20 protein-coding genes are annotated in these 17,631 nt (G+C 71.5%); 11 read left to right on the top strand and 9 right to left on the bottom strand.

Going from position 1 to position 17,631, the window contains the following annotated elements; genetic code table 11:
* Positions 1-259: 259 nt before the first annotated feature.
* From QC283_RS20070 to QC283_RS20060, 3 genes are all read left to right on the top strand, one after another.
* On the top strand, positions 260-712 hold the full coding sequence (locus QC283_RS20070; protein ID WP_279562953.1) for a hypothetical protein: 453 nt from the start codon (positions 260-262) through the stop codon (positions 710-712).
* A gap of 108 nt (positions 713-820) precedes the next feature.
* On the top strand, positions 821-1,522 hold the full coding sequence (locus QC283_RS20065; protein ID WP_443032651.1) for a class F sortase: 702 nt from the start codon (positions 821-823) through the stop codon (positions 1,520-1,522).
* 150 nt (positions 1,523-1,672) lie between these two features.
* Entirely contained in the window at positions 1,673-2,830 is a 1,158-nt protein-coding gene (locus QC283_RS20060; protein ID WP_279562952.1) for a SchA/CurD-like domain-containing protein, read from the top strand.
* 87 nt (positions 2,831-2,917) lie between these two features.
* On the opposite strand, the gene QC283_RS20055 is transcribed toward QC283_RS20060, so the two are convergent.
* Positions 2,918-3,946: a methyltransferase gene (locus QC283_RS20055; protein ID WP_279562951.1), complete on the bottom strand. Its 1,029-nt coding sequence runs from the start codon at positions 3,944-3,946 to the stop codon at positions 2,918-2,920.
* A 51-nt stretch (positions 3,947-3,997) separates the two neighbouring features.
* A complete protein-coding gene (locus QC283_RS20050) occupies positions 3,998-5,068 on the bottom strand; it encodes a right-handed parallel beta-helix repeat-containing protein (RefSeq protein WP_279562950.1) in 1,071 nt (356 codons plus the stop codon).
* Between the two features lie 142 nt (positions 5,069-5,210).
* On the opposite strand from QC283_RS20050, the gene QC283_RS20045 reads away from it, so the two are divergent.
* The 4 genes from QC283_RS20045 (at position 5,211) to QC283_RS20030 (ending at position 8,070) form a co-directional block, all read left to right on the top strand.
* A complete protein-coding gene (locus QC283_RS20045) occupies positions 5,211-6,023 on the top strand; it encodes a restriction endonuclease (RefSeq protein WP_279562949.1) in 813 nt (270 codons plus the stop codon).
* A gap of 77 nt (positions 6,024-6,100) precedes the next feature.
* Positions 6,101-6,637 carry an isochorismatase family cysteine hydrolase gene (locus QC283_RS20040; protein WP_279562948.1) on the top strand — a complete coding sequence of 179 codons (537 nt, stop codon included), beginning with the start codon at positions 6,101-6,103 and terminating at the stop codon, positions 6,635-6,637.
* Positions 6,638-6,749: 112 nt separating this feature from the next.
* Positions 6,750-7,115 (top strand): transglycosylase family protein, encoded by a 366-nt coding sequence (locus QC283_RS20035; protein ID WP_279562947.1) that lies wholly within the window; start codon positions 6,750-6,752, stop codon positions 7,113-7,115.
* A 79-nt stretch (positions 7,116-7,194) separates the two neighbouring features.
* The gene (locus tag QC283_RS20030; RefSeq protein WP_279562946.1) at positions 7,195-8,070 is read left to right on the top strand and encodes an oxygenase MpaB family protein; all 876 of its coding nucleotides are present in this window, start codon (positions 7,195-7,197) and stop codon (positions 8,068-8,070) included.
* A 46-nt stretch (positions 8,071-8,116) separates the two neighbouring features.
* Here the strand turns inward: QC283_RS20030 and QC283_RS20025 are convergent, their stop codons facing one another.
* The 7 genes from QC283_RS20025 to QC283_RS19995 form a co-directional block, all read right to left on the bottom strand.
* The gene (locus QC283_RS20025) at positions 8,117-9,082 is read right to left on the bottom strand and encodes a YihY/virulence factor BrkB family protein (protein ID WP_279562945.1); all 966 of its coding nucleotides are present in this window, start codon (positions 9,080-9,082) and stop codon (positions 8,117-8,119) included.
* 307 nt (positions 9,083-9,389) lie between these two features.
* Positions 9,390-9,797, bottom strand: coding sequence for a hypothetical protein (locus QC283_RS20020; protein ID WP_279562944.1), 408 nt, complete (start codon positions 9,795-9,797; stop codon positions 9,390-9,392).
* Between the two features lie 77 nt (positions 9,798-9,874).
* Positions 9,875-10,402 (bottom strand): hypothetical protein, encoded by a 528-nt coding sequence (locus QC283_RS20015; protein WP_279562943.1) that lies wholly within the window; start codon positions 10,400-10,402, stop codon positions 9,875-9,877.
* Positions 10,403-10,476: 74 nt separating this feature from the next.
* Positions 10,477-11,313 (bottom strand): ABC transporter ATP-binding protein, encoded by an 837-nt coding sequence (locus QC283_RS20010; protein WP_279562942.1) that lies wholly within the window; start codon positions 11,311-11,313, stop codon positions 10,477-10,479.
* 222 nt (positions 11,314-11,535) lie between these two features.
* A complete protein-coding gene (locus tag QC283_RS20005; protein WP_279562941.1) occupies positions 11,536-12,264 on the bottom strand; it encodes a S1 family peptidase in 729 nt (242 codons plus the stop codon).
* 169 nt (positions 12,265-12,433) lie between these two features.
* Complete coding sequence (locus tag QC283_RS20000) at positions 12,434-13,843, bottom strand: cytochrome P450 (RefSeq protein ID WP_279562940.1); 1,410 nt, start codon at positions 13,841-13,843, stop codon at positions 12,434-12,436.
* 182 nt (positions 13,844-14,025) lie between these two features.
* Entirely contained in the window at positions 14,026-14,778 is a 753-nt protein-coding gene (locus tag QC283_RS19995) for a sulfite exporter TauE/SafE family protein (protein ID WP_279562980.1), read from the bottom strand.
* Positions 14,779-15,111: 333 nt separating this feature from the next.
* On the opposite strand from QC283_RS19995, the gene QC283_RS19990 reads away from it, so the two are divergent.
* Genes QC283_RS19990 through QC283_RS19975 form a run of 4 tightly spaced genes read left to right on the top strand, consistent with a single transcriptional unit; the run spans position 15,112 to position 17,624 of the window.
* A complete protein-coding gene (locus tag QC283_RS19990) occupies positions 15,112-16,284 on the top strand; it encodes an ATP-binding protein (protein ID WP_279562939.1) in 1,173 nt (390 codons plus the stop codon).
* Entirely contained in the window at positions 16,281-16,682 is a 402-nt protein-coding gene (locus QC283_RS19985; protein WP_279562938.1) for a roadblock/LC7 domain-containing protein, read from the top strand. The genes QC283_RS19990 and QC283_RS19985 overlap by 4 nt, the downstream gene beginning before the upstream one ends.
* Positions 16,679-17,056 carry a DUF742 domain-containing protein gene (locus tag QC283_RS19980; protein WP_279562937.1) on the top strand — a complete coding sequence of 126 codons (378 nt, stop codon included), beginning with the start codon at positions 16,679-16,681 and terminating at the stop codon, positions 17,054-17,056. Before QC283_RS19985 ends, QC283_RS19980 begins: the two co-directional genes overlap by 4 nt.
* On the top strand, positions 17,031-17,624 hold the full coding sequence (locus QC283_RS19975; protein ID WP_279562936.1) for a GTP-binding protein: 594 nt from the start codon (positions 17,031-17,033) through the stop codon (positions 17,622-17,624). Before QC283_RS19980 ends, QC283_RS19975 begins: the two co-directional genes overlap by 26 nt.
* Positions 17,625-17,631 lie beyond the last annotated feature (7 nt).

Here is a 17,631-nt window from a genome sequence, read left to right as displayed (position 1 = left end):
CGCCCACGTGTGCCGCTTCCGTTCACCCGAACCCGCCGTCCACCGAACGGCGGACCCGGAGAGGGGGAACAACCCCCGGCCCGTGGAGGGGCCCCGTGCGCTCCCACGCCTGCGCGGGCCGCCGTCCGGGCGGACGTTCACCCGGCTGATCGCCTTGAGTGGTGCGAATCGGAGGGCTGGCTGACGGTGATTCACGTCGGGGCCGGGTCCCCTCAGCTGACGAAGCACCAGCTGCCCGGTCATGACGGAAGGAACTCAGATGCGTTCTGCTCGCATGCTCCTGACCACGGCGGCGGCCTCCGCCGTCCTCGTCCTCGGCGCTCCCGGCGCCTACGCGGCGGCCGGGGGCGACTGGGAACACGACGACTCTTCCTACAGCAAGGAGCACGACAACGGAGGCAAGCACGAGGAGCCGCGCGGCGGCATGCACACCGGTGGCGGTGCGCTGACCGCGGTGAACGAGGGCGACTGGGAGGGCGGCTCCAAGCAGGGCTCGGAGACGTCCAAGCACGACTCGGAGACCTACAAGCAGGACGAGGGCGAGAAGTCCTGGGGCGGCGGCGAGCACGAGAAGCCGCGCGGCGGCATGCACACCGGAGGCGGCGGGCTGGACGCGCCGACCACGACCGCGGGCGGACTGGCCGTCCTGGGCGTCGCCGCGACCGGTCTGTACGCCGTCCGGCGCAGGAAGTCGGCTCGCGGGACGGCGTGAGTCATGCCGGGCGCGATAGCCGTCGGGCCGCCACCCAGGCACCGCGTGGCGGCCCGGCTCGCTCGCCCCGTCCTGTCCGCCGCCCGTGCCCCAGTGAGGTGGTCCTCGATGCCAGTCCCCCCTTCCTCTCCCGCCGACGACGAGCAGGCGCCGACCGGGTCCCGCCCGGGCATGACGGTGCTGTGTGCCGTGGCCCTCCTGGTCCTGGCCGTGAGTCTGGTCGGCGGCAACGACACGTCGGCCGACTCCTCCCGCCCACCGCTCGCCGCACAGCCCGGTGTGTCGGCTCCTTCCGCCGCCGGTGGTCAGGCGGGGACGGACACGGACACGGACACAGGCACAGGCACAGGCACGGACCTGCCGCGCTCGAAGCCGGTGCGTCTGCTCATTCCGGAGATCTCCGTCGACGCTCCCTTCACCGACCTCGCCATCGGCGCGAACGGGCAACTGGAACCTCCGCCGCCCGACGACACCAACCTCGTCGGCTGGTACGCCAAGGGCGCCTCCCCCGGGGAGAGGGGCACTTCGATCATCGCCGGGCACGTGGACACGAAAACGTCGGCGGCCGTCTTCGCGTACCTCGGCCAGCTGGACGAGGGAGACGTCTTCCACGTCCGCAGAGCCGACGGACGCCAGGCGTCCTTCGAGGTCGACGGCCTGGAGACGTTCGACAAGGACGACTTCCCGAGCAAGCGCGTGTACGGCGACGCGGACCGGGCCGAGGTACGGCTCATCACCTGCGCGGGCGACTACGACCGCAAGGCCAAGGACTACACGGAGAACCTGGTGGTCTTCGCGCACCTCGTCTGAGTCCCGCGGCGCGGTGCCGGCGGTGCCGGTCACCCGCGCAGTGCACACGAGTCGCGCGCCACCGGGGCCGGGCACACGATCGAGGAACGCTGGCGTCGCATCACCGCGGCCGACGTTCAGTTCCGCACCCGCGAAGGAGATGTGCGCAGGATGACCACCACGTCCACCCCTGTTTCGGAACCGCTGACGCGACAGGCGTCGCACCATGTCTCCCAGTCCGTGTTCGACGGCTCCCGGCTCCGGGTCGTCCTGCTGGTCGAGGTCTACGACGGCGCCCAGCAGCAGTTCCTCGAGACGTACGAACAACTGCGCAGCCACGTCGAGTCCGTCCCCGGCCACCTGGGCGAGCAGTTGTGCCAGTCCATCGAGAACCCCTCCCAGTGGCTCATCACCAGCGAATGGGAGAGCGCTCCGCCCTTCCTGACCTGGGTGAGCAGCGAGGAGCACGTGCGGATGGTGAAGCCGCTGCACAACTGCGTGCGGCACACCAGGTCGCTCCGCTTCCACGTCGTCCGTGAGACGGGCCACCCGGCGGCGGGTGCCGAGGCCGCCCGGGGCGGGCTCCAGACGTCGCCCCGCCTCGGTGACGGCGTGATCCGGCACGCGCTCACCTTCACGGTGAAACCGGGCAGCGAGGAGGCGGTCGCCGAGGTCCTCGCGGACTACGCCTCGCCCGAGCCGCGGGTCGACGACACCACACGGCTGTGCCGTACCTCCCTGTTCCTGCACGGCAACCGGGTGGTACGGGCCATCGAGGTGCGCGGTGACCTGCTCGCGGCCCTGCGGCACGTGGCCGAGCAGCCCGAGGTGCGGGCCGTCGAGGAGGCCCTCGACCCGTATCTGGAGCAGGACCGGGACCTCGGCGACCCGGAGTCCGCCCGGATCTTCTACACACGGGCGGCACTGCCCGCCGTCCACCACGTGACCGTGGGGCACCAGGACCCGGCGGCGCGGCGGCACGCGTTGTCGTACCCGGCCAGGCCGGGCTGCGGCATGCGGCTGGCCCGGCTGCTCGCCGAGCGCGACGAGGCGGCGGCACAGGACCCGCACGGCCCCGTCCTGTGCAGCACGATCTTCCAGCGCGACGACGTCGTGGTGCGGCTGGTCGACGTACGGGGCGGGCTGGAGGCCGCCGGCCCGGCTGTGTCCCTCGGCCTTTCGGACCCCGGCCAGGTGGCCGAGCTGACGACGCTCCTGGACGGCCCGGCGGGCACCGACGGATCCGCGCCGGCGGGCGGCGACCTCGCCCGTGCTCTCGAGGGTGCCCGGATGGAGCTGGTCACCGACCGCCGGGCCCCCGACGCCTGATCCGCCCCTCCACGGCGCGCACACCTCGGCCGCCGGACCGCCGCGGGGGCGGTCCGGCGGCCGACGCGTGCGCGTCTTCGGGTCAGTTCACTCGGGCACGGTGCAGTCGAACGCGTGCAGGTAGGGGTTGACCGGGCGGATGTCGTCGATGACGAGGCCCGCGTCGGTCAGCCGGCCGACCATGCTGTCGGTGGTGTGCTTGGCGCCGCCGACGTTGAGGAGCAGCAGCAGGTCCATGGCGGTGCTGAACCGCATCGAGGGCGTGTCGTCGACGAGGTTCTCGATGACCACGACCCGGGCCCCGGGCCCACCCGCCGCCATGACGCCCCGCAGCGCACGGGCGGTGCTGTCGTCGTCCCATTCGAGGATGTTCTTGATGATGTACACATCGGCCTGGACGGGGACCGCCACCCGGCAGTCGCCCGGCACGATCCGCACCCGGTCCGCGAGCGATCCGCCCTCGCGCAGCCGCGGGTCGGCGTTCTCCACCACCCGTGGCAGGTCGAGCAGGGTGCCGTGCATCGACGGGTACTTCTCCAGCAGGCTCGCCACCACATGTCCCTGGCCGCCGCCGATGTCGGCGACCGACGTGCACCCCGACAGGTCGAGGAGCGCCGCGACGTCCTGGGCCGACTGCCGGCTGGAGGTCGTCATGGCGCGGTTGAAGATCTCGGCCGACTCGGGAGCGTCCTCGTTGAGGTAGGTGAAGAACTCCTTGCCGTACAGGCCCTCGACGACATTGCCGCCGGTACGCACCGCCTCGTCCAGCTGGGGCCACGCGTCCCAGGTCCACGGCTCGGTGCACCACAGCGTGATGTAGCGCAGGCTGTGCGGGTCGTCCTCGCGCAGCAGCCGGGACATGGCGGTGTGCGCGAAGGTCCCGTCCTTGTGCTCGGCGAAGACGCCGTAGCAGGTCAGGGCGCGCAGCAGCCGGCGCAGCGGCCCCGGCTCGGTCTTCACCGCGGCCGCGAGGTCCTCCACGGCCGTGGGGTTGTCGCCGAGCGCGTCGGCCACGCCGAGCCGGGCGGCCGCGCGGAGGGCGGCGGCACATGCCGCCCCGAACACGAGCTCCCTCAGCCGCATGGGCGGGGGCGGGGCAGTCTGTGCGGTCGTCATGTGCCGCGTCCTTCCTTCTTCCTCGGTCCTCGGGTGGCTACGGCCGGCCGGTCAGCACAGTCCCGCGGGCTTGGAGGCGCCGCAGGTGTTGCCGGTGAAGGTGTTGCTCTCGGCGGTCTCCCCGGTCCCGGCGTTCACCAGGTCGGCGGGGGAGTTGTCGCGCAGCCTGTTGCCGTTGACCTCGTTCTTCGAGTTGGGGGCGCCCACCATGCTGGCGGCCAGGACGATGCCGCCCGACATCGACGACTTGCCGGAGTTGCCCTCGACCGTGTTGTCGGTGACCAGGACCTTCTCGGTACCGGTCAGGACGATGCCGGAGCCCTGGAGCGCCTCCAGCCGGTCGGTCTTCGGGCAGGACTTGTTGTTGCGGACGACGTGGTTGTCGCGCACGACCAGGTCGCCGGCCATGGGCTTGTTCTCGTCGCCGACGACGAACACGCCCGCGCAGTTGCCGCCGATGTAGTTGTCCGCGACGGCGAGGTTGCGCAGACGGCGGACGGTGATGCCGATCCGGTTGCCCTCGACCCGGTTGTGCGCGACGACCGTGCCCTCGGTGTCCGCGGCGCCTTCCTCGGCCTTGATGGTGTTGGCGAGGAAGATGCCGGCGTCACCGTTGTCGCGGGCGATGTTGTCCACGAAGGCGCCGTGGACCGACCGCTCCTGGGCGATGCCCCAGACACCGTTCTTCACCGCCGTCACGTTCCGCACGGTGAGGCCGTCGGTGGCCATGGAGAACAGGCCGGTTCGCTTGAAGCCGGTCACCGTCAGGTTGGCGACGGTGATGCCCTTGACGTTCTTGTCCTTCGTCCCGATCACGCAGATGCCGTTGCCGCCCTCGGCACAGGTGTTGTCGGTGGCCTTCTCCGTGCTCGGCTTGATGACCGTGCCGCGGCCCACGCCCCGCAGGGTGAGCCCGGGCGTGCTCACCTTGACGCTCTCGTGGTAGGTGCCGGAGGTGACGAGAACGGTGTCGCCCGACTTCGCGGCGTCCACCGCCTTCTGGATTGATTCGCCGGGGTGGACCACGTGGGTCGTGTGGTCGGCGGATGCCGGGGCCGCGCCGAGCCCCGTTCCGATCATCGCTGCGGTGCACACCAGGTACACGACATGGCATTTCTTCATATTCCGCACGTTATGCCCGAAAGATTCACGCACGGGATGGATGAGCCATCCGACGGCGTGTCATGAACGGCCGGTGATCCGGTGGTTCCCGGGCAGACGGCGTAAGTGATCAACATGTCGGCCGCAGGGAGGAATGACCATCGTGACCGTGCCTGAACGCCGCACCCGCCCGAGACGCCACGGGCGCCGCTTCGACCTCCGCGCGACCGCCATGTTCTTCGGTCTCGCCGCTGTCGGTCTGATCATCGTGGGGTGGGTCGGCCGAATGGCCGTCGACGTCGCGCAGCGGCGTCCCGTCTGGGCCGTCGTCCTGGTCCTCGGGGGAGTGGTGGCGGGTGTCGTCTGCTGGCGCGGGCGTTCCGGGTTCTCCCCGTCCAGGCTGGCGCGCCGTACCACCGGCGCCCTGGAGGAGGCCACGGCGACAGCCCTGGACGCGCTGGAGGAGCGGCGGACGGTGATACCTGAGGACGAGGCACCCGGCGTCGAGACGCCCGGCTTCGAGGAGTCCGCCACGGCGGCGGCCACCGGCCACGAGGCGCTCAGCCCCGACGAGTTCGAGCAGGCGATAGCCGGTCTCTGCGTACGGGACGGCTGCGCCGAGGTGGAGGTGGTGGGCGGAGCGGGCGACCTCGGCGCGGACGTGGTGGCGGTGGCCCCCGACGGCCGGCGCGTCGTCATCCAGTGCAAGCGCTACGGCGACGAGAACAAGGTCGGCTCCCAGGACCTGCAGCGCTTCGGCGGTACCTGTTTCACCGTCCACGAGGCCGACGTCGCGGTCCTCGTCACCAGCAGCGAATTCACCGCACCGGCCGTCGAGTACGCCGAGCGGTGCGGAATAGTCTGCGTGAACGAGGCGGGACTGCGCGACTGGAGCGAGGGCCTGGGGCCGGCGCCCTGGGCGCCGGGTTTCCTCGTGAAGGACGGGACTCAGACCTCGGACCAGGCCCTCCAGTGACCCCTAGGGGCACTCCGCGCCCCGCCGCCCGCCGGGGCGAAGCGATTCTCCCGCCGTCCAGTGGCAATCTGGGCGGCATGGGCAAGACCGCGCTGATCGTCATCGACATGATCAACACCTACGACCACGAGGACGCCGAGCTGCTGATTCCCGCCGTGGAATCCGTGCTGCCGGCGCTGACCGGCCTGCTCGAGCGGGCCCGGCGTCAGGGCGTTCCCGTGATCTACGTCAACGACAACTTCGGTGAGTGGCGCTCGCACCACGGCGAGATCCTCGACAAGGCGCTCTCCGGACCGCACGGCCGCCTCGTCGAGCCGCTGCGGCCCGACGAGTCCTCCCTCTTCGTGGTCAAGGCACGCCACTCGATCTTCTTCGAGACCCCGTTGACGAACCTGCTCTTCGAGCAGGGGATCGACCGGCTCGTGCTGTGCGGGCAGGTGACCGAACAGTGTGTGCTCTACTCGGCGCTCGACGCCCACATCCGCCATCTGCGGGTCATCGTTCCGCGCGACGCGGTCGCCCACATCCACGCCGACCTGGCGGACGCCGCGCTGCGCATGATGCAGCGGAACATGGGCGCCCAGGTGTGCGACAGCGGCGAGTTGTGGTCGTGAGGGGCGATCCGCCGAAGGGCGGCACGCGGACGAGGGTTCGCCTGCTCCGACTGGCGTACGGAGAGCGCGGCCTGCGCGGCGCACCGTCATCACGTGGTGTAACAGTCTCTGTATGATCTGTAAACGAAATGCTCATCTGAGCGGCGCGCGCAGTTCGCAGGGCCGAAGGATCCGGACCGCTGTGGTGGTCCTGTTCGCCGCGACCGCACTGGGTGCGACCACCGAAGCGGCGGCTTCACCGTCGGTCCCCCCGCGCACCGACTGGGACGCCATCGCCGCCTGCGAATCCGGCGGCGACTGGGAGGCGAACACCGGCAACGGCTACTACGGAGGCCTGCAGTTCGCACGGTCGAGCTGGATCGCGGCGGGCGGCCTCGAGTACGCCCCGCGCGCGGACCTGGCCTCCCGCGGGGAGCAGATCGCCGTGGCCAAGCGCCTGGCCCGTATCCAGGGAATGTCGGCCTGGGGCTGCGCCTGATGTTCCCGCGCGGCGGAGCCGGGCAGAAGTAGTCATGTGAGCCGCCCGGCCGCGGCAGGGGAAGGAGGGCTCGGCAGCCATGACACTTCTCCCCGGCCCCAGCCTTCCCTCCCCGCGCGCACGGCTCGGCGACATGATCTTCTCCAGGGTGGCGGGGCCGCGGGGGCCGGAGAACCGTGCCCGCATCCACGACGCACCGGGTCCACGCTGGTTCGGCCCGGAGCGACCGATCAGGCGGGTGCACGGGGACGCCTCGATGTTCATCGGAGGCCTGTCCGCCCTGCTGCTCCAGTCCCTCCATCCCCTGGCCATGGCCGCCGTCGCCGCACACTCCGGATTCCGCGGCGACCCCTGGGGCAGGCTGCAGCGGACCAGCACCTTCCTGGCCGTCACCACCTACGGACCGGCCGACAGCGCGCGGGAGGCGTGCGAGCGGGTACGGGCCGTCCACGACACCGTGCGCGGCACCACCTCCGACGGCCAGGCCTACGCCGCCGCCGATCCGCACCTGCTGTGCTGGGTGCACATCGCCGAGGTCGACAGCTTCCTGCGCGCCCACCAGCGCTACGGCGCCCAGCCCCTGGACGACGACGGGTGCGACGCCTACGTGGCCGACATGGCGCGCGTCGCCACCGCGCTCGGTGTCCCGGACCCGCCCGTGGACCGCGCCGGGCTCACGGAGCGACTGGCCGCCTACCGCGGCGAACTGCGCGCCACCGGCGAGGCGCGGAGCACCGCGCGGTTCCTGCTGCTGAAGCCGCCCGTGCCGCTGCTCGCACGCCTTCCGTACGGAGTCGTCGCCGCCAACGCGGTCTCACTGCTGCCGGGCTGGGCCTCGCGCGCCCTGTGGCTGCCGCGCGTTCCCGCGGCGGAGGGCGTGTGCGTACGCCCGCTCGGCGTGGCCGTGACCGCGGGCATCCGCTGGGCGCTGACTCCGCCGCGCGAGGAGGCGTAGCCCCGGGTTCGCCGCCGGCGTCGGACCGGCCTGCCCGACGGGCCCGTCAGGCGCCCGGCCCCGGGTCCGGCCGTACCGGCGTGCGGATGCCCGCCCGGGCCGCTTCCAGCTGGGCGGCGAACGCGATGCCGAGGAAGAGCGCCACGGCGGTGAGGTTCGCCCACAGCAGCAGCGCGATGAAGGCGGTGAGCGGACCGTAGACGCTGCCGAAGGCGCCGCTTCGACCGATGTACAGGGCGAGCAGCCAGGTCGCCGAGACCCACAGTACGAGGTGGACCGCCGAGCCGAAGGCCAGCCAGGTGTAGCCGGGCTGGTCGCGGCGGGGCGACCAGCGCAGGATCACCGCCGAGGCGACCCAGGCCAGCAGCAGTCCCGCCGGTACCTGCAGCATCCCCCACCACCCGGCACCGCCGTCCCGGTCGCCCACGGAGCGGGCCACGGCGTCCCCGACGGCCTCGCCCGCGACGAGTACGAGGAAGCCCAGCACCATGGGCAGGCCGGCGGTGAGCGCCAGCACCAGCGCCCTCGCGTACTTGCGGGGGAAGGGACGGTCGCGCTCGATGCCGTAGATGCGGTTGGCGCCCCGCTCGATCTGTCCCATGGCGGAAGCGAGGTTCAGCACGGCGAACGCCAGGCCCAGCCACAGCGCGAGCGTGCTCCACGCGTCGCTGCCGGCGCTGCGCCGGGTGCCCTCGAACGCCTGCTCCACGACGTCGGCACTGGCGCCCGGCACGATCCGGCCGAGGGTGAGCTCGATGACCCGGCCCACGCCCTCGGTGTGCACCGACGTGGCGAGGCCCACGAGCGCGATGGTGAACGGCACCAGGCCGATCACCACCTGGAAGGCGAGGGCCCGCGCGTTGGTGAAGCCGTCCGCGTAGCGGAACCGGGCGAAGGAGTCGGTCAGCAGCCGCAGGCCGCCGTACCGGCGCAGGGCGGTCAGGGCTTCGTCGCCGGAGAGTTCTTCTCCGAGCATGTCCCGGGTCTGCGGGACGTGGACGGCGGTTCCCACGGTGCGGCTGCTCCTCGGGGCGGGGCGGACGAGGTCGGGGGCTTCCACTCAAGCGCATGCCCGGGAACGGGCCGGGCAGCGCGGCGCGGACGACTTTCGGCGTTCGCGGCGGCGTCCGGACCCGCTCGCCGTGTTGACCGGGGTAACCCGTGGGCGTGTATGTGTGCCGCGCACCGCCGGATCCCGTTTTCCGCGGCCGGCGGCTGGGCAGTCCCCCGGCGGGGGAGCCGAGGGGCGGTCCCGGACGTTCCGAACGCCGATACGTCCGGGGCCGCCCTCGCGGCCTTCCCGCGCGGCGCGGGAGGGACTACGCGCCGGTCCGCCCCTTGTCCCGGCCGGCGAGTTCCTGCAGCCGGGCCAGTTCGGCGGCGTGCTCGCTCACCCGCACACCGATGAGTCCGTAGGTGAAGAGCGCCGCGCCCGCCACGGACAGGGGCACCGAGAGGCCGAGCAGCGTCAGCGCCTCGGGCCAGTCCCGTTCGTCGCCGCAGGGGTCCTTGGTCGGTCCCTCGTTCGCGGTCCCGTCGTCGGTGAAGAGGCGGGACTCGCACTCAGTGGGGGAGGTCGAGTACTCGCGCTCGATCTCGTAAGGGGTGGCGAGCAGCACGCCGCACCACACCCACAGCACGCTCGCGACGGCCAGCAGGCCGAAACCGATGCTTCTTGTCCGGCGGCCGCGTTCACGGAAGCGCATGTCGAATACTTGTGGATGCACGAGGGTCGAACCTAGCAGCCGCACCGCGGAGGCCAGGCGGAACCCGCCCCCGCTCGAAACGGCCGAAGAGGCACGCGTCAGGCCGGGTTGGGGGCGTGCTCCTTCAGGAAGGCTCCCGCGTGGGCCGCGGCCTCCTCCTTCGTCGCGTACCAGGAGCCGGGGTCGGCCGCCCCGTGCGTCCCGTCCGCGCCTTCCCCGGTCCACCGCCAGCCCCCGGACGAGGGCTCCCGCGTCAGCTCGGCCGTTCCGCCGCACAGTTCGAGCGTGCCGCCGGCCGGCGCCGCCGTGCGGTCGACGGCTCCCGGCCACTTCTTGCGGGCGCCCTGCCGGGTGATGCCCCAGACGACGCCCATCTGTTGGTAGCTCGCGCCGTAGGACCCGGCGGTGTCCGCCGCGATCGCCGTCAGCCGTTCGACCTCCGCGTCGACCACCTTCCAGGCGGCCAGAACGGACAGCGTCACCTCAAGGGGGTCCGCCTCCCACATGCGGTCCTCCGGCAGTCCCGACGTCCGGGACCGCACGGCCGACGCGAGCGGGCCGAGTGCGTCGTAGAGAGCCTTGTCGAGCTCTGCCTGTTCTTCGGGAGTGATCTGAAACGAAGCCATGTGACAACCGTAGTTACCGCGTCGGGCGATGTAAACCTTTGTTGTCGATGATGGTGTCCAGGAAGGGCGGAATCTCAACTCCGCGTGCGCCGACCCGAGTAGGCGGACCAGCGGCCGTCGCGCCGGGCCACCGTGATGTCACGGCCGAAGCACGCGGTCAGGAGGGAGTCGGTCAGGACGTCGTCCACGGTTCCCCGGGACAGGGTCCGGCCCTCGCGCAGCAGCAGGGCGTGACCGACGGCCGGGAACAGCTCCTCCAAGTGGTGGGTGACCGTCACGGTGGCCAGCCGCGGGCGGCCCTCGGCCAGTTGGTGCATGGCCTCGACGAGGTCCTCGCGGGACGGCAGGTCCAGGGCGTTGAAGGGCTCGTCCAGGAGCAGCAGGGCCGGGTCGGCCATCAGCGCCCTGGCGATGAGGACGCGCGCCCGCTGCCCGCCCGAGCAGACGCCGTACGGCCGGTCGGACAGGTCCTTGACGTCGAGTTCGGTCAGGAGTTCGTGGGCCCGGAGACGGACCTCGTCGTCGTACGTCCGCCACAGGGGCTGCACGGTGCCGCTGTGGCCGGTGAGGACGACCGTGTGGGCGGTGAGGTCCTGCGGCACCCGCTGGGCGGAGGTGACATGGCCGATGCGTGCGCGCAGCTCGCGGACGTCGACCCGGCCGAGCCGGCTGCCGAGGACGTCGACGGTACCGGCCGTGGGGTGCATGAGCGCGCCGAGCAGCCGCAGCAGGGTGGTCTTCCCGGCGCCGTTGGCCCCCAGCAGGGCCCAGTGTTCTCCCGGCCGGACCGTCCAGTCGATCCCGTCGAGGATCAGCTGGTCCGTCGTGTGGCGGCGCACGCTCACGTCCTGGAGCCGCAGTACGGCCGCCTCGTGTTCGTTCGACGGGGATGTGGCTGACTGCCCGGCCATACCGGAGCTCCTTCGCGCGGGACGCCGATCGTTCACGCCGAACGCTAGGTGTAATCACCACGCGCTTGCCGGGCCGTCCGCTTCCTGGACGCCGGGCACCGGGGTTCGCCGGTCCTCCGGCCGCCACTGGTGACGGCCCGGGCCCCGCGCGCCTGCCTCCGCCGGGACGGAGGCAGGCAGGAGTCGGGCAGGAGCCCGGTTCGGTCGTCGGGGCGGGACGGGTCAGACGCCCGCGACGGACTGGATCCACGAGCGGTAGGCGGTCACGTTCGTGTACGCCGTGGTGGTCTGCCGGTCGCTGGTCGAGGCGACGCCCACCTGGACGCCGCCGGCCATCATCGGGCCGCCGGAGTCACCGCCCGCGGTGATGCCGTCGCCGGGGCGGGCGCAGATCGCCGAACCGTAGTAGGCGTCGTAACACCCACGTGTCACGCTGAGGTTCGCGACCTTCAGGCGCTGGGACTGGCAGTTGATCTCCGAGCCGCACCGGGAGGTGGCGCCCCAGCCGTAGACCTGCACGGTCTGGCCGACCCGTACCGTGCCCGGCTGCCCGAGCCGCGCGTAGGTGGCGGAGACGGAGCGGTCGAGCCGGACCAGCGCGAGGTCCGACGAGGCGTGCGTGACGGTCTGGACGCCGTTCGCCACGGTGCCGCCGGAGCTCTGGTCGAGGCTGCCGATGCGGAAGGAGAGGCCTCCGCCGCTCACGCAGTGCTTGGCGGTCAGGATCCAGGTGGGGGAGATGATGGTCGAGGAGCAGGTCTGGGCTCCGTTGGAGAACAGCCGGGCGGCCCAGGGGGCGTTCTGTGCGTAGCCGCCGCCGATGATCGGCTGGGGGCCGCCGTCACCGGGCCGGGGCTCCGCCGCCCAGGCGCTCGGCGCGAGTGTGAGGGCGGACAGCAGCGCTGCCATGAGAGCGGCCATCAAGGTGGGGACGAGTCTGGATATGCGCAAGGCTCCTCGATTCCGACGACACGCGTGGGGGCGCGTGTGGCTGTGTGGGGCGCCGCTCAGCATGTCCGGCGCGGATCCGGGGCCACCAATCCCGACTTCTCATAACGCGCCGTTATGCCGAAGGCCCGGGCCGGCCGGCGGAGCCCGCGGACCGGCCCGGCACGTCGGTTCAGCGGGTGGACGGGGCCGCGGTGTCCCTTCTGTCGCGTACGGTCATCAGCAGGGTCCGGGGCCGCACGGTGGCCGCGGCGACGGGCCGTACCGTCTGGCCGGGGGCGAGTTCCAGCCGTACCCGCCGGGTGATCGTGGCGACGGCGGTGACGAGCTCGGTGAGGGCGAAGCGGTCGCCGATGCACTTGTGCTTGCCCGCGCCGAAGGGCAGGAACGCGTGCGTGGGGCGTGGCTGCTCGCTGTCCAGCCAGCGGTCGGGGTCGAAGCTCAGTGGGTCCGTGAACAGTTCCGGGTCGCGGTGCAGAGCGTGCTGGCAGTAGGCGAGTTCGGTCCCGGCGGGCACGGTCCAGGGACCGAGCCGGGTCTCGGTGACGGTGCGGCGGGTGACGAGCCATCCGGTGTGGTGCAGTCGCAGGGTCTCGTCGACGACCCGGCCGAGGTAGGGCAGCCGGCCCAGGTCGTCGAACGTGACCGGTCGGTCGCCGAGGACGTCGTCCAGTTCCTCCAGGACCCGCGCCTCGATGCCGGGGTTCCGGGCGAGTTCGTACAGCACCCAGGACAGCACCGACGCGGTGGTCTCGGTGCCGGCCACGGCCAGGGTGAGGATCTCGGAGGAGATCTGGTGCCCGGTCAGCGGCCGTCCGGTCTCCTCGTCGGTGGTGCGCAGGAGCAGGGACAGCATGTCGCCGGTGTCGTGGCCGGAGGTCTGGAGGTCGGTGACCGCCCGGTCGATGGTGGCCCGTACGGCGTCGCGCGCCGCGGTGAAGCGGCGGTTGACGGGCAGCGGCAGCCGCTCGACCCAGTCGGGCAGCATGACGCGGGCGCCCACGCCGTTCATCACCACCGACAGGTCCGCGCGCAGCCGGCGGAAGGTGTCCTCGTCGAGACTGCCGGAGAACACCGTCTTGGCGAGCATGTTCAGGCTGAGCCCGACCATGGCCTCGCGCACGTCGAGTCTCCGTCCCGGGGCCCAGCCGTCGAGGGCGGCCTCGGTCTCGCCGCGCATGGTGTCGACGTAGCGGGCGATCCGGTCGCGGGCGAAGGCCGGTTGCAGCTGGCGTCGTTTGCGCACGTGGACCTGGCCGGCGGCGGTGACGACGGAGTCGCCCAGCAACTGGCCCATCTTCTCGAAGAACCGGCCCTTGTCGAGGCTCGGTCCGAGGTCGGTCAGCATGGTGCGGATGAGTTCGGGGTCCTGGACGACCAGGGTGCGGGTGCCGGGCTGGAGGGTGATCTCGACGAGCGGTCCGTAGGCGGTGCGCAGCGAGGCGATGAAGCCGAGGTTGTCGCGCAGGAGCTGTATCGCGTGACCCAGAAACGGGAGCGAGCCCGCTGCCCTGGGTATGGGGGGAGGCGCTACGAGCGTCACGAGGGCGTGTCCCTTCGAGTCGATCTTGGGCGCCTCCATGGCTTCCCTGATCACTCCCCGGGGCAATCCGCGCCACGGCGTGGTGTATGCCACGCGCCCCGCGGGCGCGGGAAGGGTTGGGAGGGGGAGCGGTGGGGCAGATGCCGCCCTCGGGCGCCCTTCAACCGATGGCGGCCGCCCTGCGGCCGGCGGTCCGCGAGAGCCGCGGCCCGGCCGCCGGGTCAGCGCAGCAGCAGCTGTACGAGGGCGAAGGTGCCGACCGTCACGACCAGGATCCGCAGGACCGGAGGGCTGAAGCGGCGGCCCACCTTGGCTCCGGCGTAACCACCGAGGGCCGAGCCGACCGCGATGAGCGCGACGGCCGTCCAGTCGAAGTCCGCGGCGAAGAGGAAGAAGAGCGCGGCGACGGTGTTGACGAGGGCGGAGAGCACGTTCTTGACGGCGTTGAGGCGTTGCAGGGACTCGTCGAGGAGCATGCCCATCAGGGACAGGTAGATGATCCCCTGCGCGGCGGCGAAGTAGCCGCCGTAGACGCTGGCGAGCGTCAGTCCGGTGAACAGCAGCGGGCCGCCGTCACGACGGGGGGAGGCGCCGGTGCGTTCCCGGCGGCGCTGGACCAGCCTGCCGAGCTGGGGCTGGAGTGCCACCAGGACCAGGGCCAGACCCACCAGGGCCGGCACGATCGTCTCGAACGCGTCGGCCGGCAGGGCCAGCAGCAGCGTGGCGCCGACGAGACCGCCCGCCAGCGCGCCCACGCCCAGTTTCAGGACGCGGGAGCGCTGGCCGCTCAGTTCCTTCCGGTAGCCGATGGCCCCACTGACGGAACCGGGGATGAGGCCGAGCGCGTTGGAGACCGTGGCGGTGACGGGCGACAGTCCCGTGGCCAGCAGGACCGGAAAGGTGATCAGCGTTCCGGAGCCGACGACGCTGTTGATCGCGCCGGCCCCGAAGCCCGCCGTGAACACCGCGGCCATGGCCTCCGGCGTCACGCCGTTCCGTCCCGCGCCGGCCCCGGGCCCGGCCGGAAGGTGTCTTGTGCGTCTTTCACGGGGCCGACTGTACCCATCGTTCACGACCCGCCGAGAGCCGGTCTCCAACCGGTCCCGGCTGGGCACTTCTTGACGTGAATTCACCTGATCATGCGGTGATACGATCACCGCGTTTGCGGAGCGGGCGGATGGGTCAAAGGACGCCATTCCCGACTTCAGGGACAGCCCGGGCGGCAAGGCCGGTGCGGGCAGTCCACCGGACCGCCCGCGTAGACGGGAACTCAGCAAGCCGGCCTTCAGTCGCCTGAAGAGAGTCTTATGACGGAATACATGGGGAACCCCTTGCTCTGGGTCGCCCTCGTCGCCCTCGTCGCCGCCGTCGCGCTCATCAGCCGCCAGCGCAGGGCGGCGCGAGCTTTGCGACAACAGGTCCAGGGGCTCAGGGATCACTACACAGAGCTGGAGAACGATTACGGCAAGTCCGTGCGGGCGGCTCAGGAGCGGGCCGAGGACGAGACGAAGACCGTCCTGAAATCGGCCATGCGGACCCTTCAGGGCCTCGCCGCCGAACAGCAGCTGGTGCTCTCACGGCTCCAGACCAAGTACGGCGACTCGGCACTCCTCCAGGACCTGCTGGAGATCGACCACACCAACTCGCAGTTCGGCCGGCGTGCCCAGTCCATCGCGGTCCTGTGCGACGGCTGGCTCGGTGGCCGGCGTGACACCGCCTCGGTGTACGACGTGGTGCGCAGCGCGCAGGGGCGCATCCGGCACTTCCGCCGGGTGGAGATCCTCTCCCAGGTCGACTTCGGCATCACCAGCCGGGCGGTCGAACCCGTCGCCCTGGCCCTCGCCGAGCTGTTCGACAACGCCACCAGCTACTCCAGCCCGGACACCGTCGTCGAGATCAACATCCGGACCGTGCCCAAGGGCATCTGCGTCGTCGTCGACGACGCGGGTGTCGGTATGAGTGACGAGGAGCGCACCCGCGCCGACAGGCTGCTCGCCACCGAGCGGGCCTCGGGCGTGGCGGGCCTCGGCAATCCGCCGCAGTTCGGCTTCGCCGTCATCGGCCTGCTGTGCGAGCGATTCGGCTTCGAGGTGTCGGTGGACTCCTCTTCCCCCTACGGAGGTGTACGCGCGGTGGTGCTGTTGCCGCACGAACTGCTCACCGCCATGCCGGAGAAGAAGGCACCCGCCCCGGCCGCCCGTGCCACGCCCCGGGCCGGCCAGGACGGCGGACCGGAAGCCGCGCTCACCTCGTCGCAGACCGACGACGGTCTGCCCCGGCGGCGCCGCAAGCGCCCGATGGCCATCGTGCCCGGCAGCGCGTCCACCCCGCGCTCCGCCGGCCGCTCCGACTCCGAGCAGGCGCAGATCATGGCCGCCTTCCAGCGGGGCACGCAGACCGGCCGTGTCACCCGGCCCGAGGAGACGGACCGGACGAGCAGAACACCCGGTGCAAGAAGCGAAGGACATGAGGACTCGTGAACGACGATCTGTCATGGATGCTGGACAGCGCCCTGGAGATTCCCGGGGCCCTGCACGCCGTCCTGATATCCGCCGACGGACTGCTGATGGCCCGGACGCAGGACTTCGACAAGGACGACGCCGACCGGGTCGCCGCCGCGATGAGCGGTGTGCAGTCGCTCAGCCGCACTCTCGCCTTCTTCTGTGAGGACCCGAACCAGGCGTGGCGGCAGACCCTGGTCGAGTTCGACGGCGGCTGGGTCTTCCTGATCTCCGCCGGCGAGGGCGCCTACCTCGGCGTCTCCGCCTCCCCCGAGGTCGACATGGCGGACATCACCTTCCGGATGCAGCAGCTCGTGGCCCAGCTCGGCAAGCGGCTGACGACACCGCCGCGCGAGAACCTCGGCAACCGCTCATGAACGGCCACGACGGCTGGGAGCCCGAGGCCGCCGAATTAGTGCGGCCGTACGTCATCACCAAGGGCCGCGGCCTGCCCGACGAGGAGCACCTCTCCCTCATCACCCTGGTCACCGCCTCCGCCGAGGACACACGACGGCCGGTCCGGCTGTCCCCCGAGGAGCGGAGCCTGCTGGATCTCTGCTCCGCCGGCTACCTCTCGGTCGCCGAGATCGCCGGTTACACCCACTTCCCGCTCGGCGTGGTGCGGATCCTGCTGGCGTCGCTCATGGAGGGCGGCCATCTCACGACCCGCCCGCCCGTGGCCCGTGCACGCCTGGCCGACAAGGAAATCCTGGAGGAGGTGCTCAATGGTCTCCGCGCCAAGTTTGGATGAGCAGGACTACGTACGCGGCGGGGCGACCCAGACCGCGGTGAAGATCCTCGTCGTCGGCCACTTCGCGGTGGGCAAGACCACGCTCATCGGCTCCATCTCCGAGATCGAGCCGCTCTCCACCGAGGAGACGATGACGCAGGCCGCCGAGGCGGTCGACGACCTCAAGGGCGTCCAGGGCAAGACCACCACCACGGTCGCCATGGACTTCGGCCGCCTCACCATCAGCGACCGCGTCGTGCTCTACCTGTTCGGCACGCCCGGCCAGCAGCGCTTCGTCCAGATGTGGGAGGACATGGCCCGCGGCGCGCTGGGCGCCCTGGTACTGGTCGACCCCGAGCGGCTGGCCGACTCGTTCCCCGTGATCGACCTCATCGAGCACTACGGACTCGACTACGCCATCGCCGTCAACCACTTCGACGGCGTACCGCTGCGCGACGAGCGGGCGCTGCGCGAAGCACTGGACCTGCTCGACGACACCCCCGTCGTCACCTGCGACGCCCGCGACGAGAAGTCCTCCGCCGCCGCACTGACCACCCTCGTCCGCTACTTGCTGGACCGCACCCGCTAGGAGCTGG

Origin of the sequence: Streptomyces sp. DH41 (genome assembly GCF_029813785.1) — a bacterium.
GTDB lineage: Bacteria > Actinomycetota > Actinomycetes > Streptomycetales > Streptomycetaceae > Streptomyces.
The sequence above is the reverse complement of the archived record's forward strand: the minus strand, read 5'-3'. Positions and strand labels throughout refer to the sequence as shown.

What these genes read in the sequence shown, in the direction of transcription:
- QC283_RS20070 (WP_279562953.1), top strand. Translation starts at nt 260, where the DNA reads ATGCGTTCTGCTCGCATGCTCCTGACCACGGCGGCGGCCTCCGCCGTC.
- QC283_RS20065 (WP_443032651.1), top strand. Translation starts at nt 821, where the DNA reads ATGCCAGTCCCCCCTTCCTCTCCCGCCGACGACGAGCAGGCGCCGACC.
- QC283_RS20060 (WP_279562952.1), top strand. Translation starts at nt 1,673, where the DNA reads ATGACCACCACGTCCACCCCTGTTTCGGAACCGCTGACGCGACAGGCG.
- QC283_RS20055 (WP_279562951.1), bottom strand. Translation starts at nt 3,946, where the DNA reads ATGACGACCGCACAGACTGCCCCGCCCCCGCCCATGCGGCTGAGGGAG.
- QC283_RS20050 (WP_279562950.1), bottom strand. Translation starts at nt 5,068, where the DNA reads ATGAAGAAATGCCATGTCGTGTACCTGGTGTGCACCGCAGCGATGATC.
- QC283_RS20040 (WP_279562948.1), top strand. Translation starts at nt 6,101, where the DNA reads ATGGGCAAGACCGCGCTGATCGTCATCGACATGATCAACACCTACGAC.
- QC283_RS20035 (WP_279562947.1), top strand. Translation starts at nt 6,750, where the DNA reads ATGATCTGTAAACGAAATGCTCATCTGAGCGGCGCGCGCAGTTCGCAG.
- QC283_RS20030 (WP_279562946.1), top strand. Translation starts at nt 7,195, where the DNA reads ATGACACTTCTCCCCGGCCCCAGCCTTCCCTCCCCGCGCGCACGGCTC.
- QC283_RS20015 (WP_279562943.1), bottom strand. Translation starts at nt 10,402, where the DNA reads ATGGCTTCGTTTCAGATCACTCCCGAAGAACAGGCAGAGCTCGACAAG.
- QC283_RS20010 (WP_279562942.1), bottom strand. Translation starts at nt 11,313, where the DNA reads ATGGCCGGGCAGTCAGCCACATCCCCGTCGAACGAACACGAGGCGGCC.
- QC283_RS20000 (WP_279562940.1), bottom strand. Translation starts at nt 13,843, where the DNA reads ATGGAGGCGCCCAAGATCGACTCGAAGGGACACGCCCTCGTGACGCTC.
- QC283_RS19995 (WP_279562980.1), bottom strand. Translation starts at nt 14,778, where the DNA reads ATGGCCGCGGTGTTCACGGCGGGCTTCGGGGCCGGCGCGATCAACAGC.
- QC283_RS19990 (WP_279562939.1), top strand. Translation starts at nt 15,112, where the DNA reads ATGACGGAATACATGGGGAACCCCTTGCTCTGGGTCGCCCTCGTCGCC.
- QC283_RS19980 (WP_279562937.1), top strand. Translation starts at nt 16,679, where the DNA reads ATGAACGGCCACGACGGCTGGGAGCCCGAGGCCGCCGAATTAGTGCGG.
- QC283_RS19975 (WP_279562936.1), top strand. Translation starts at nt 17,031, where the DNA reads ATGGTCTCCGCGCCAAGTTTGGATGAGCAGGACTACGTACGCGGCGGG.